Origin of the sequence: Natronomonas sp. (genome assembly GCF_046710025.1) — an archaeon.
Taxonomy (GTDB): Archaea; Halobacteriota; Halobacteria; order Halobacteriales; family Haloarculaceae; genus Natronomonas.
Window position 1 is genome coordinate 1 of the sequence record NZ_JBKEGK010000064.1, and the last position, 12,169, is coordinate 12,169.

Sequence of the window (12,169 nt, forward strand, 5' to 3'; positions counted from 1 at the left end):
CGCACGCGGACGGGGCGTCTGAGAGATGGCGATCGAACTCTCGGAATCGCACCGCGACGCGATCGTCGATCACGCCCGCGAGGGCGCCCCGGAGGAGGTCGTCGGTGTCCTCGCCGGGACGCATGGCGAGGACGCGAGCGTCGAGCGACGCTATCGGGCAACGAATGCGGCCGAGACCCCCGAAACCCGTTACGAGATCGCTCCCGAAGCGGAACTCGAAATCCTCGAACGGATCGATGGGTCGGGCCTCGATGTCGTCGGGTTCTATCACTCTCACCCGCGCGGACCGCTTGAGCCGAGCGCCACCGACGCAGCGCTCGCGGCGTGGCCGGGGCACTCGTACGTTATCGTTTCGCTTGCTGGCGACCACGCCGAACTCGGGAGTTGGCGCTGGCGGGGCGAGCGCTTCGAGCGCGAATCGATCCGCGTCGTTCGGTAGTCTTAGACGCGACCGGTTCCGCCGTTCGATCGCCGTCTCATCGCTCGATTTCCCCTGGCGTGTTAACGCAATGGCGAGGCGGGTTTGGATACTCGAATGAGTTCTCAGACGACACACACGGTAGACGCCGAATCGAGGCGGTCAGTTGACGGCGCGTCGCTGACGGACGAGGCCGCACCGACGGGGCGAAGCTCGAGCGGCGGCAGGTGTACACGCGTTTCGACGGGGCGAAGCTCGAGCGACGGCAGGTGTACACGCGTTTCGACGAGGCCGACGCCGCCCGCCTCGAAGGGATGTCGGACACGTTCGAGCGGATCGCCGCCGACCTCATCGAGGAGTTCTACGACCACCTCGGGGCTCACGAGGAGAGCGTCGCGATGCTCGATTCATCCTCGAAATCCCCGTCGGGCAAGAGCTGAAAGACGAACACGGACCCGACTACCACGAACGACTCCGACTTGAAGTCCACGGCAACCCGAAGTGGGACGACCACGATTGGTCGGGGAAACCCACACCCTCGCGAACGTCGCAAAGAAGTGCGCACGAACCCGCAAGTTGCCTCCGTGCGTCAGTAGCCGAACCGTTCCAATTTTCAGTAGCTTTCAGTAGTACGCCGTAAGAAACGGGTACACTGTTGGACGACTGGGCCGCGTCCATCGCTACTATCCGCATTCGACTCGGGCACGGCGACAGCAGGCGCTATGACAGCCGACCCACCACCAGTGATCGCCGTTGCCTGTTCGGGTTCGTAGGTGACGATTCCAGACCCAAACGTGAGCCGCGTGCCAGCGTCAGACGCCGCGTCTGACGTGGATCGCAAAGCAGAACTTCGCTCACCAGCGGAACGGCCAGCTAGCACGATTTCAGAATCCCCCGTATAGGAGGACGTGAAACCGTGGTCTAGCTTGTCCGTCTCGCTGAAGAACACGCGAGCCACGTTCAGTGCCCCGATGTAATCCCGGTCGCCCTCAAAGCCACACCGGGCATTGTCACACCGGAAGTGCCCGCCCCACCAGTGTTCTTGTTGGTGGTCGGGGGACTTGCAGCTGTGACCGGTCGAACCACACCGGGGACACGACCGACTCGTCCCTGCTGGGTAGACCCGTTCGACAGCGAGACCAGCACTTGCTGCCCGATACTCGATGTTCTCTATGATGTCCCGTCGTGCCCACGATGACAACTCCCACGACAACGTGCCTTCGTCGCTTGGCGGTGAGAGCGAGCGCAAATCCTCGTGAACAATGGCGTCCACGTCGTAGGCGAGTGCAAGTGCGAGGACTTGGTTGGCTATGTCGTGTGCCAGTTGCTCACGCTTGTGTCGAATCTTGTTATTCACCCGTTCGTATTCGCTCTGGATATGCGCGAATTCGTCAGTATGCGAGCGACCGTCACGGCGCAACGCGGCAAGGCGGTCGTTCAGGCGGGTTCGTTCATCATGAAGTTGTCGCATCTTCTCGCGGTCAGTGAATTGTATGAACTGTGGCGTAGACAGTTGGTCACCGTCGTCAGTAACCACCACGGCAGTCATGTCTTTTTGCACCCCGGCGTCAAGCGCCAGCACGCAGTCACCGTCGCCAGTCGACTCCCCGTGTTCGACTTCGACAGGGAAAGACAGTTCGTAGTAAGCGTCTCCGTTTTTGCGATGAGCGGGCTGAAACTCAGGAGCCGAAAGATCGCCGTGGGAAAGCAGGTCATGAAACGCTTCGTAGCCGCCACGCTCGTACTCCGTCCACGACCAATCACCTCGTGTCTCCGGCGACAGTGTATCCGGTGTTTTGAGTCGAATCGCCAGTGTCTCGTTGTCGCTGTCGTACTGATATTGGACAGATTGCCCGCTCGTTGGGCCGTCATCCGCAGAGAACGACAATACACCGCTATCGTACTCAGGACAGTCCTGTATCGCAAGATACGTGCCTGGATACGTCCCGTAACGGTCGTAGTGGCTGTTGAGTTGATCGATGAGGATGTCCACGTAGCCTGACGAGAGGTAGTCACCGTCGTTCCAGAGCTGATCTTTGATGTGTCGGCGGTGGATACGTCGGATTTTGTGGTCGGGCAACACGCTCTGTATGGATTGAAAGGGGTCTCGACGGTCGGCGTGACTCCGGAGGGTTTCACCGACTTTCTGCAAGATGCACCGTCGAATCCGCGAGGGGAGATACAGGTCGAGTTCTTCAAACGGTTCGTGTTCATCGAAGTATTTCCACGCCTGATGCGATGCGTCGGCAATGCCGTCCAGATGGATAGGCGTCCAGTGGTGTTCGAGGACGTGATTGGCGACACGACGGGAGAGTGTTGCCAGTCGCTCGAATCGTTTGTCGTCCTCATCTGGGAGGCGGATCGGGAGCGAGAGGTGGTCACTCATCGGGTTTCACCTCAGATTCGACGGTGTTGACGACCTGTTGTTTTTTTGAGGATCTCATACCGTAGAGTTTGCCGCTGAAGTTGGCGACGAGTTTGATGAGGTCATCAACGAGTTCTTGCTGTGCTGATTTGTTTGTCTCGTGTTCAATGACGGTGACGGTGACACCGTAACAGTCGAAATACCTCTCAAGATACGAGAACCCAAAGCGGGTGAGTCTGTCTTCGTAGGTGACGAGAATGCGTCCGTAGTCGGCCTCTTCCACAGCATCAAGGAGTGAGTTGAGGCCACGGCGGTCTTCGTTCAGACCACTCCCAACGTCGGTGTAGGTGTTTTCGACGCTCTAACCGTGGTCGTGAGCGTAGTCTGCGAGTCGGTCGAGTTGCCGGTCGAGGTCGCCGCTGTCTTTCTGACCGTGGCTTGAGACGCGAGCATAGAGGGCAACACGGTCTGTTGGGCGAGTATCGTCTGCAAGTCGACGGAGTTCTCGGTGTGGAATCCGTCGCTCTCCGCCCGGTGTTCGGGTGTAGTCAAGGTCGCCGTTACGGCACCAACGTTTCACGGTCTGAGCGTGAACACCGAGTTCATCAGCGAACTCGCCAATCGAGTATGACCGTGGCATTCTGATGTTACTATTTACTACCAGTAGATACTTATAAATGCTGGATTTTGTAACAGTTATCCAACCCCCAACGGAGTAATCCTCGTGTTTTAGCGCGGAGAGGATGTCAATCCTCGACAACTGTTTTGACCATCGTCACCGGCCGGTCGGCCATCCGCGTGACCCGGTCGGCGACACTGCCGAGCAACCGGCGGTACTCGCCCGAGCGGTTCTTTGAGCCGATAACTGTGAGGCCGACGTCGGCCTCGTCTGCGTACGCGAGGATTTCCTCGTGGGGGACGCCGTGTCTGATGGTGGTCTCCGTCTTGACGCTCTCTGCCTCGGCGGCCTCGACGATGGCCTCGATCGCCTCCTCGCCGGCCTGTTCGAGGGCGCTTTCGAGGCCCTCGAACTCATGGACGTACTCGTCGCCGGAGTAGGAGGTGTAGGTGTCCGTGTCGACGACGTAGAGGATATGCAGGGTCGCGTCGTACTGTTTGGCGGCGTTGATCGCGTGTTCGACCGCCTTGTCCATCCCTGGGCTGGCGTCGGTCGGTAACAGAACGCTATCGTACATACCCGTTGTTCCGACGCCGGGGTACCTATCTTTTTTGCCGGTTCCCGACCCCTCCCCGGGGTCGACATCGATCCTCGGAAGCGACGATTCCGCCCGGCCGTCATTCGAACCGATTTACTTGTTTCAGGCACAACCGCAGAGCGAACCAGATGTACGACGATATCATCGTTCCGACTGACGGCGGCGAACAGATGGACGCGGTCATCGACGCGGCGGTCGACATCGCAACCCAGCGGGGCGCGCGGATCCACGCGCTTTCCGTCATCGACAGGGGCGTGTTCCTCACGCTTGAAGAGGGGCTGACCGACGCCGTCGACGAGGAACTCACGGCCAGCGCCGAGCGGGCCGTCGAAGCAGTCACGGACGCCGCGACCGCGGCGGACCTCGAAAACGAGGGCGTCGTCCGGCGAGGCCGCCCCGGCGAGGAGATCATCGCGTACGCCGACGAGATCGGCGCTGAGCTCATCGTGATGGGTTCGCACGGCGCCGACGGCCACGAGCGACGGATGCTCGGCAGCGTCTCCCAAGACGTCATCACCGAGACGGACTGCCAGACGCTCGTGGTCCCGCTCGGACCGGCGTAGGCCCGCAGCCAGTATCGACGATATCGGCTGCCGTGGGGCCGGTCGCCCCCAGTGGGAACGCGGTCGCCCCTCGGGATTTATGAAACGGTGCCGACATCCTCCGGTATGTCCGACCCTCCCAACGCCGCCGCCGGCGAACTCGCTGCCGACGTGCGAGCCGGCCGTCACACCGCCCGCGAACTCGTTGCGGCGTCGCTTGACCGTATCGACGCCACCGGCGAACTGAACAGCTTCATTACGATTATCGAGGAGTCGGCCCGCGAGCGCGCCGACTCGATCGACGCGCGGGTCGAAGCGGGTGCGGACCCCGGGCCCCTCGCCGGAGTGCCGGTGGGGATCAAGGACCTCCGGACGCGGAAGGCGGGCGTTCCGAACACCCTCGGCATACGGGCGCTCGCGGACAACGTCGCAAGCGAGGATTCAATCGGCGTTGAGCGCTTAGAGGCCGCTGGCGCGGTCGTCGTCGGAACGACGAGCACACCGGCGATGGCACACACTATCAAGACCGAGAACCGCCTCGTCGGGGCGACGTCGACGCCGTTCGACGCCGAGCGCTCCGCCGGCGGCTCCTCCGGGGGGTCGGCCGCGGCGGTGGCCGCTGGCTCCGTCCGGCTCGCCACCGGGTCGGACATCGGTGGGTCGTTGCGGGTGCCTGCCTCGTGCTGTCACGTCATCGGCCTCAAACCGACGCTCGGCGTCGTCCCGGAGTACACGTCGATGGACGGGTTCTGTGCGATGACGCCGACGTTCGTCGGCGGCCCGATTGCCAGGTGCGTCGAGGACACGGCGCTGTTGCTCGATGTCTTGGCCGGCTACGACGGCCGCGACCCACTCTCAGTCCCGCTCGGTGATCCCGACTACCTGGCGGCGACCGGTCGGCCGAGCGGGGAACTCTCGGTCGCCTACAGCCCGGATCTCGACCTCCAGCCGGTCGAGTCGGCCGTCCGGGCGGTCGTCGGCGAAGCGCTTGAGGACCTCGCGTCGGCCGGCGTGGGCGTCGAATCGGTCGATGTCGACCTCCCACCCTACCGGCGGCTCTCGAAGGCCTACGTCACGCAGGTCGGGGCCTTCTTCGGCGCGTTCGCCGAGCAGATCGAGGCCGAGCACGGGATCGATTTCGAAACCGCGGCCATTGCGGACACCGCCCGGGCGACCGCAACGCTGGCGGAGGGAGTCGAGACGGTCGAGGAACGGCTGTCGAACGTTCCCCGGACCGATGCCTACCGAGCGATCGAGGCGGCGCTCGGCGACCACGACGCCCTCGTGACGCCGACGCTGACCGTCCCGCCGTACGGCAAACACCTCGCCGACGGCTACCCGACCGAGATCGACGGCGAGTCCGTGCGGGGCGTGCCGACCGACGCGATGTTGACGTGGGTGTTCAACCTGACGGGGCATCCGGCCGCGTCGGTTCCGGCCGGCTTCACCGAGGACGGACTGCCCGTCGGCCTACAGGTCGTCGGCCACCGGTACGCCGAAACGGACGTGTTGGCGGTCGCGGCGGCACTCGAACGCCACCGGCCGTGGGCCGACGCGTACCGGGGGTTGTTCGATCGCATAGGGTAGCTGATAGCCGATAGCCGTTTATAAAAGCCAGCGGCTACACTTTTATTGGATGCATTCGGATGCCCCGTATGGACGATGCCCTGTTCAAGCGGATCCTGCTCCCGCTCGCAGATCCCGACGACGCTGAACGAACTGCGCGGGCGGTCCGTCCCTACATCGACTCGGAAACAACACTCGTTATCACGCACGTTACCCAGGGTGAGGCTGCCGGGACAACGATCGCGACGGGACGAGACCACTTCGCCGAGGAAACCTACGAGACGTTTGTTTCTGTGTTGGGCCGACAGGATCTGCAACTCGAGTGGGTGACGCTCGAAGGGCGCACCGTGTCCGAAGCCATCACCGACGCCGTCGGTACTGTTGAGGCGACACTCGTCGCGTTCACGCCCAGAGACCTCGACACATGGAGTCGAACACTCGCCGGCGATCCCGGGGGGAAGCTGATACGGGAGGCTGACATCCCAGTGATGATCTTTCCCAGTCGCAGCGAATGAGGGGCGAGACAGAGTTCCCCGAACGAACCGGGGCGTCTCGGGCACCTCCGAACTCAGGCGGATCGCCACCGCCCGCCGATCTCCGTCCGCGAGTAGTCCTGATACGCGCCGTCTCGAAACGAACTGACCCGGCCGGTTTCCTCGCTTAACGTCACACTCCACAGCACCTCTTCACGGGTGGATATCTCCAGTGCGCTCAGATGCTTCGTCCCCATCCAATCGGCGGAGTCCATCTCCATGCTGTCGGCCAGTCGCTCCCGATTCGGGGTGCGAACCCGAACCATCTGTTCTTGCACAGTACCATCCGCGGCGACGAGAACGGCTCCGTCGCAGCGAAACGCCACGTCCCGCGCCACGTTGACAAACGTTTCGGGCGACTCCAAGACACCCCCACATCGCTCAATCGGCCACCTATTCGCCCCGAGCGGATCCGTGTAGTCCTCACATTCGACATCGGCAACAACGAGAAAATATAGACTCGGGCCAGCAGCGTACTGCTCGTCCCATCTGGTAAATTCGAGACTCAGCGCCTCACAGGTGAACCTGATGAGGTTCATCAGATCCGGACTCGACTTGTAGCTCACTTGATTTGCGCTTCGGTCGGTCATGTCCCCGAATTCTACACCATTATTAAATATATAATTATTTGAATCCTCCCTGAAACGAATAACTGCTGATGTCGATTCGTCCGTGTGGTGTTCAAATCGGGATACGGCATCCATCGGACTGCCGTTGAGCCGCAAACGGGCTGCTGGCACACTTTGGCAATGTGCAGCCCGACTGCGCCCCGTTTTCGGCCTCCGGGCGTCGCGTCGTGCGTTCCGCTCCAATTTGGACTGAGCGTGCAGTCAGCCGAGCGGAGAGTACACTCCTTTCCGCGACAGGGTCCGACAGTGCGAAGTGGTTCAAACTTCGATCAGGCCCGCTTGACCTCCCTGGTGGAAGTCACTGGGTCATCATCTTCGCTGCTGTGCTCTAATCGTCGTTTCATCAGCTCAGCCAAGAGATAGTTTGTTAGCTGAAAGTAGGCGCTAAGCCCCCTTCCTCAGCGAGCGCCGACCGAACGGGAGGCGCGAGCAGAGAGGGGATACAGCGTTCACAAGAGCAGCGATTCTGATGTACGAACGAGAGCTTCGCTCTCGTTAACGCCTGTGGAGACTGCGCTCCCTGTGGATACACCTGTGTCTGCAAAGCGCGTCGTGGAAGCAGGAAGCCCTACCCTCAAGGAGCGAACGGCGTCAGCCGTGAGCGAGTAGGGTAGTTCACTTATCTTGCTTACAATCGTCAGTTCGTTCAATTTCGATGAACCCACCGTACTGAGCGTGCGCTTTATCAACCGCCTCGGTCATATCCGCCGCCTCGACGGTGCCAAGGTAGGATTGCCCCTGTCCGCTCTGTCGTTTGTACACCGCGTATTCGTGCATGAGAGTACTGTCGTTCATGATCCGGTGACTTCGCTGGCTGTTGTTTTAGCCTCGACAACGGTGCCGAGACTGGGCCCGCTAACACCCGTGACGAGTCTCGTGTGCTCTGTTTGATACTCGCGTAGCATGTCGAGGCACTGCATAACGCTCAGTTCACTATCGGATGTGCCTCCGAGACACTCGTGGTTGAGGTGACCTGCACGTCGAATCGAGTCCCGCCGCTGTCGCTTTCGTTCACGGCGATTTTCCAGCCGTGTGCATCGGCGATCCGTCTGACGATCGCTAGTCCAAACCCCGTTCCGTCCTCGGCGGTCGTGTATCCGAACTCAAACACGTCCTCGCGGTGGGTTTCGTCGATTCCAGGGCCATCGTCCGCGACGTAGAATCCGTCTTCGGTTCGTCCGAGGGTTACGGCGACCGGCGACGGACAGTGTTCGACGGCGTTACGGAGCAGATTCTCAAGAAGTCGCCGGAGACGCGATTCGTCGCCGTCGACGGGCACCGTTTCGCTGGGAGTGACGAGACTGTCCTGTTCGGACCCGAACGGTTCCCACGCTTCAGCGGCCAGCGAACCGACATCTATCGGTTCGGTGTCCGATACTGCCTGTCCTTCGCTTGCGAGCGTGAGCAACTCGTCGATCATCTGTTCCATTCGTTCGAGTTCCGCCTCCAACGTGTCGAAGTGACTCTCGTCTGCCGTCGATCGGGCCAGCGTGGCTGCCGTCTTCGCATTGCTTAGCGGCGTTCGGAGATCGTGTGAGACGATCGAAGTGAACTCTTCGAGACGTTCGTTCTGTCGGATGAGTTCCCTTCGTTGGCGTTGCTCGCGGGTCGCATCTCTGAGGATCCCGACCGAACCGCGGAACTCCTCGTCGAACGGCAGCGCGGCCATGTGATCGTAACAGGGGACTGTCTCGCCGTCCTTCCGTTGAATATCGACCCTGAACTTTCTTGCGTCCGGCCCATCGGATGAGACGATTTCCGCGAGTATGTCATTCGCCCGCTGGACCCCCTCGTCGGTCTTGACTTTCTTGGGTTGGTTGCCGACGATTTCCTCGCGGTCGTAGCCGGTGAGTGTGAGGAACGCTTCGCTGACATACTCGAATTCGGCCTCATCGTTGACGACGTAGACGGGGTAGTCCAATGCACGGAGGACGGTCGAGTACCGCTCGGACTCGATTTGGGTTTGGTACTGTTTTGCGGCGTGTTTGACTCGGTTGGCGAGCCGGCGGTGTTGTTCCGGGCCGCCCTTCTGGAAGTAACCGGTGACTCCGGCGTTGATGGCCTTGGCTGCGATCTCTTCGCTGCCCTTCCCGGTGTAGAGCACGAACGGCAACTCCGGGTACTCCTCTCGGACCTCGGCGAGCAACGCAAGTCCATCCATCTTGGGCATTTCGTAGTCGCTGACCACGCAATGAAACGCCCCTTCCTCGATACGCTCGAGCCCCTCAGTGGGGCCAACCGCAGTTGTCATATCAATCTCGTTAAGTTCTTTCTCAAGGAACGCTTTAGTCAGATCGAGAAACCCTGAATTATCATCTATATGTAATATCTTTATCGGCTCAGAAATAGCTTTATCAGGAGTCTCAATAGACATCGTATCTACTAGTATTAGTACACTTGACCTAAAAGGACCGGCGATATTGGAGTTCTTTGCCGACACTTTGAGACGGCGTTCACTCAGCACTCTTATACTTAATATAAAAACAGAAAACGGCTGTTAGCAACGCGTGTGTCCGCTGTCTGAGGGGGCCCGAATGCGTGTTGTGAGGGGCTATACGCGGAGCCGGAACTCCTGTTCGAAGTCGTTGATCGCCTCGTCGGTTCCGACGACGACGAGTACGTCGTCGGACCGGATCGTCGTGTCCGGTCCAATGTCAGTGACGATGTCCTCCTCGCGCTCGATCGCGACCACCGTACAGCCGGTTCGGTCCCGCACGTTTGCCTCCCCGATCGTCAATCCATCGAGCAGCGGCACCTGTTGTCGTATTGTTTCGACCTGCTGCTCCAGCGACACCACCTCGCGGCCTGGCAGCAACTGCGAAGCCGACATCCGACCAGTCACCCTCGCCAGTGACAGAACGTAGTCACCACCGGCGCGATACGTTTTCGAGATGTTCGCCTGCTCCTCCACCCTGGCGAGAATCTGTGTATCGGGTGCCAGATCGCGTATCACGAGCGTGGCAAACTCGGTCGTGGTGTCGTCAGGCAACGCCAGAACCACGGTATCGGCCTCCTCAACGCCAGCAGCAGTAAGCGTCTCCGGGTTGGTTGCATCGCCGACCACATCGACACCGTCGATGTCCGATCTATCAATGATCGTGCACGGGATGCCAGCCTCTTCAACCTCGGCGGAAACGGCCCGCCCGACCTGTCCGTACCCGATAACGACCGTCCGACCGGCTGCGAAGCCGCGAACCGGTGCCTGCGTCATTTCGGCGAGCTGTTCCAGCTGGTCGTTACGGCCGGAGACGAGCAGGACACTCCCCTCCGCCAGCTCCATGTCGGGCGACGGTGAGGCGATAAACTCGCCCCGAACCCATACTCCGAGCACATTGGCCCCCGTTCGCTCCCCGATCCCGCTGTTGGCCAGTGTCAGCCCCGCGAGACGGCTGCCGTGTCGGATCGAAATCTCCGCGAGCTGTAGTTGATCCCCAATATCGACCGCGTCGATCATGCCCGTCCGCACGGCCGTAGTTACCTTCGCGGCGAGGCTCTCGCCCAGCAACGACCGCGGAGAAAGGACGGTGTCGGCCCCGGCTAACCGGTGGTACGTCTCCGCCTCCGAGTTCTCGACGACGCTAATGACGGGCACGTCGTCGGTGAGCTCTTTCGCAGCCAAGACAATACTCGCGTCGACCTGATCGGACTGGTCCGCAAACAGGGCACGGGCTGTGGAGAGGCGGGCCGCATCCAGCCCATCGACCGATTCGGGGTCCGCCTGAATGACGCGCTTTCCGTCCTCGTACAGCTCGTCGGCCCGTTCGCGGTCGGATTCGACGATAACGTACGGCACGTTGTTGGTTTCGAGTTCTCTGATGAGTTCGTCCGCGCGCGTCGTGTCCGAACAGATCACAACGTGGTCGGTGAGATCCGTCTCCAGTTTATGTGGGGTCGTCGTTGACAGTGCGTTTTCGACGATCGGTGCCACGAACACCGGCAGCGCGCCGACGAGTAACACCATCCCAAGTAGGTCGGCGACGGTGATGAACGCCTGCATTTCCGGGCTCGTCCACGGTGCGTCTCCGCCGAACCCGGTCGTTGTGAACATTTCGACGGCGAATTGGAGCGAATCGAGAAACGTCCGCGGCCGCCCCTCGTACACATCCATACCGGTCTGATACCCGGCCGCGGTCAGTACGATCGCCGTGGCCAAAAGAGTCAGATATCCGATAGCGCGCCGTTTCCAGGTCTGTATGGCCATGAGTTGTATAAGACGGACTCAGATGTATGAGGGTTATCGCCTCTTGAGTGTTTTTAAGCATTAAACTGTTGATGCGAGGGTAACGCTCAGTCGACCTTTGTCCCGTCCCGGCCTCCGTCGTACTCCGCTGGTTCGACCCGGCCGAGGCGGAAGGCGTTCGACGTCACGCCGAGGCTCATCCCCATGTCGCCGACGAGGACGGCGACGATGACCGAGACGTAGCCCAGCGGCGCGCCGACGGCGAGGACCGCCTTCACCGCGAGGCTCGCGCCGATGTTCTGCTTGATGATGTCGTTGGCCCCTCGGGCCAACCGGAGGCTGTAGGGGACCCCACCCAAGTTGTCCGCCATGAGCGCGATGTCGGCCGTCTCCAGCGCCGCGTCGGTGCCGGCGGCGCCCATCGCGATTCCGACATCGGCGCGGGCTAAAGCAGGGGCGTCGTTGATGCCGTCGCCAACCATTGCGACGGTGCCGTCCGCAAGCAGGCCCTCAATCGCGTCGAGTTTCGCCTCTGGCAGGAGGTCGGCACGGACCGTCCCGATTCCGACGGCCTCGCCGACGGCTTGGGCAGTTCGCTCGTTGTCCCCGGTGAGCATCACCGTCCGGACGCCGGCGTCGGCGAGCGCGTCGACGACCGCCCGCGCCTCGGGGCGGACGGTATCGGCGACGGCGACGACACCGTACAGGTCCGTCTCGGT

The 12,169-nt window shown here is 61.3% G+C and carries 12 protein-coding genes and 2 pseudogenes; 6 read left to right on the forward strand and 8 right to left on the reverse strand.

The window, feature by feature from the left end:
• Positions 1-25: 25 nt before the first annotated feature.
• Both ACI944_RS06320 and ACI944_RS06325 read left to right on the forward strand, forming a co-directional pair.
• Entirely contained in the window at positions 26-439 is a 414-nt protein-coding gene (locus ACI944_RS06320) for a desampylase (RefSeq protein WP_411718211.1), read from the forward strand.
• 206 nt (positions 440-645) lie between these two features.
• Entirely contained in the window at positions 646-858 is a 213-nt protein-coding gene (locus ACI944_RS06325; protein ID WP_411718212.1) for a hypothetical protein, read from the forward strand.
• Between the two features lie 173 nt (positions 859-1,031).
• Here the strand turns inward: ACI944_RS06325 and ACI944_RS06330 are convergent, their stop codons facing one another.
• The 3 genes and pseudogenes from ACI944_RS06330 to ACI944_RS06340 all read right to left on the reverse strand — a co-directional run bounded on the left by ACI944_RS06330 (position 1,032) and on the right by ACI944_RS06340 (position 3,979).
• Positions 1,032-2,804 (reverse strand): zinc ribbon domain-containing protein, encoded by a 1,773-nt coding sequence (locus ACI944_RS06330; RefSeq protein ID WP_411718213.1) that lies wholly within the window; start codon positions 2,802-2,804, stop codon positions 1,032-1,034.
• Positions 2,797-3,423: pseudogene (locus ACI944_RS06335) on the reverse strand (IS607 family transposase). The gene ACI944_RS06330 and the pseudogene ACI944_RS06335 overlap by 8 nt, the downstream one beginning before the upstream one ends.
• Positions 3,424-3,529: 106 nt before the next feature.
• A complete protein-coding gene (locus ACI944_RS06340; protein ID WP_411718214.1) occupies positions 3,530-3,979 on the reverse strand; it encodes a universal stress protein in 450 nt (149 codons plus the stop codon).
• A gap of 149 nt (positions 3,980-4,128) precedes the next feature.
• On the opposite strand from ACI944_RS06340, the gene ACI944_RS06345 reads away from it, so the two are divergent.
• The 3 genes from ACI944_RS06345 (at position 4,129) to ACI944_RS06355 (ending at position 6,623) form a co-directional block, all read left to right on the forward strand.
• Entirely contained in the window at positions 4,129-4,563 is a 435-nt protein-coding gene (locus ACI944_RS06345) for a universal stress protein (RefSeq protein ID WP_411718215.1), read from the forward strand.
• Between the two features lie 105 nt (positions 4,564-4,668).
• On the forward strand, positions 4,669-6,129 hold the full coding sequence (locus ACI944_RS06350) for an amidase (protein ID WP_411718216.1): 1,461 nt from the start codon (positions 4,669-4,671) through the stop codon (positions 6,127-6,129).
• 68 nt (positions 6,130-6,197) lie between these two features.
• Positions 6,198-6,623 carry a universal stress protein gene (locus ACI944_RS06355; protein WP_411718217.1) on the forward strand — a complete coding sequence of 142 codons (426 nt, stop codon included), beginning with the start codon at positions 6,198-6,200 and terminating at the stop codon, positions 6,621-6,623.
• Between the two features lie 53 nt (positions 6,624-6,676).
• Here the strand turns inward: ACI944_RS06355 and ACI944_RS06360 are convergent, their stop codons facing one another.
• Positions 6,677-7,231, reverse strand: coding sequence for a diadenylate cyclase (locus ACI944_RS06360; protein ID WP_411718218.1), 555 nt, complete (start codon positions 7,229-7,231; stop codon positions 6,677-6,679).
• Between the two features lie 537 nt (positions 7,232-7,768).
• Here ACI944_RS06360 and ACI944_RS06365 point away from each other — a divergent pair.
• Positions 7,769-7,879 (forward strand): annotated as a pseudogene (locus ACI944_RS06365) (RNA-guided endonuclease TnpB family protein); the annotation flags it as partial.
• A gap of 6 nt (positions 7,880-7,885) precedes the next feature.
• On the opposite strand, the gene ACI944_RS06370 reads toward ACI944_RS06365, so the two are convergent.
• The 4 genes from ACI944_RS06370 to ACI944_RS06385 all read right to left on the reverse strand — a co-directional run.
• A complete protein-coding gene (locus tag ACI944_RS06370) occupies positions 7,886-8,065 on the reverse strand; it encodes a hypothetical protein (protein WP_411718219.1) in 180 nt (59 codons plus the stop codon).
• Positions 8,066-8,195: 130 nt separating this feature from the next.
• Positions 8,196-9,644 (reverse strand): ATP-binding protein, encoded by a 1,449-nt coding sequence (locus tag ACI944_RS06375; protein ID WP_411718220.1) that lies wholly within the window; start codon positions 9,642-9,644, stop codon positions 8,196-8,198.
• A gap of 177 nt (positions 9,645-9,821) precedes the next feature.
• Complete coding sequence (locus ACI944_RS06380) at positions 9,822-11,465, reverse strand: potassium channel family protein (RefSeq protein WP_411718222.1); 1,644 nt, start codon at positions 11,463-11,465, stop codon at positions 9,822-9,824.
• Positions 11,466-11,557: 92 nt separating this feature from the next.
• The coding region (locus tag ACI944_RS06385) for an HAD-IC family P-type ATPase (protein ID WP_411718221.1) at positions 11,558-12,169 on the reverse strand (612 nt) is incomplete at its 5' end.

Coding starts and splice junctions, on each gene's coding strand:
- ACI944_RS06370 (WP_411718219.1), bottom strand. CDS start 8,065: ATGAACGACAGTACTCTCATGCACGAATACGCGGTGTACAAACGACAG.
- ACI944_RS06350 (WP_411718216.1), top strand. CDS start 4,669: ATGTCCGACCCTCCCAACGCCGCCGCCGGCGAACTCGCTGCCGACGTG.
- ACI944_RS06340 (WP_411718214.1), bottom strand. CDS start 3,979: ATGTACGATAGCGTTCTGTTACCGACCGACGCCAGCCCAGGGATGGAC.
- ACI944_RS06330 (WP_411718213.1), bottom strand. CDS start 2,804: ATGAGTGACCACCTCTCGCTCCCGATCCGCCTCCCAGATGAGGACGAC.
- ACI944_RS06345 (WP_411718215.1), top strand. CDS start 4,129: ATGTACGACGATATCATCGTTCCGACTGACGGCGGCGAACAGATGGAC.
- ACI944_RS06355 (WP_411718217.1), top strand. CDS start 6,198: ATGGACGATGCCCTGTTCAAGCGGATCCTGCTCCCGCTCGCAGATCCC.
- ACI944_RS06360 (WP_411718218.1), bottom strand. CDS start 7,231: ATGACCGACCGAAGCGCAAATCAAGTGAGCTACAAGTCGAGTCCGGAT.
- ACI944_RS06320 (WP_411718211.1), top strand. CDS start 26: ATGGCGATCGAACTCTCGGAATCGCACCGCGACGCGATCGTCGATCAC.
- ACI944_RS06375 (WP_411718220.1), bottom strand. CDS start 9,644: ATGTCTATTGAGACTCCTGATAAAGCTATTTCTGAGCCGATAAAGATA.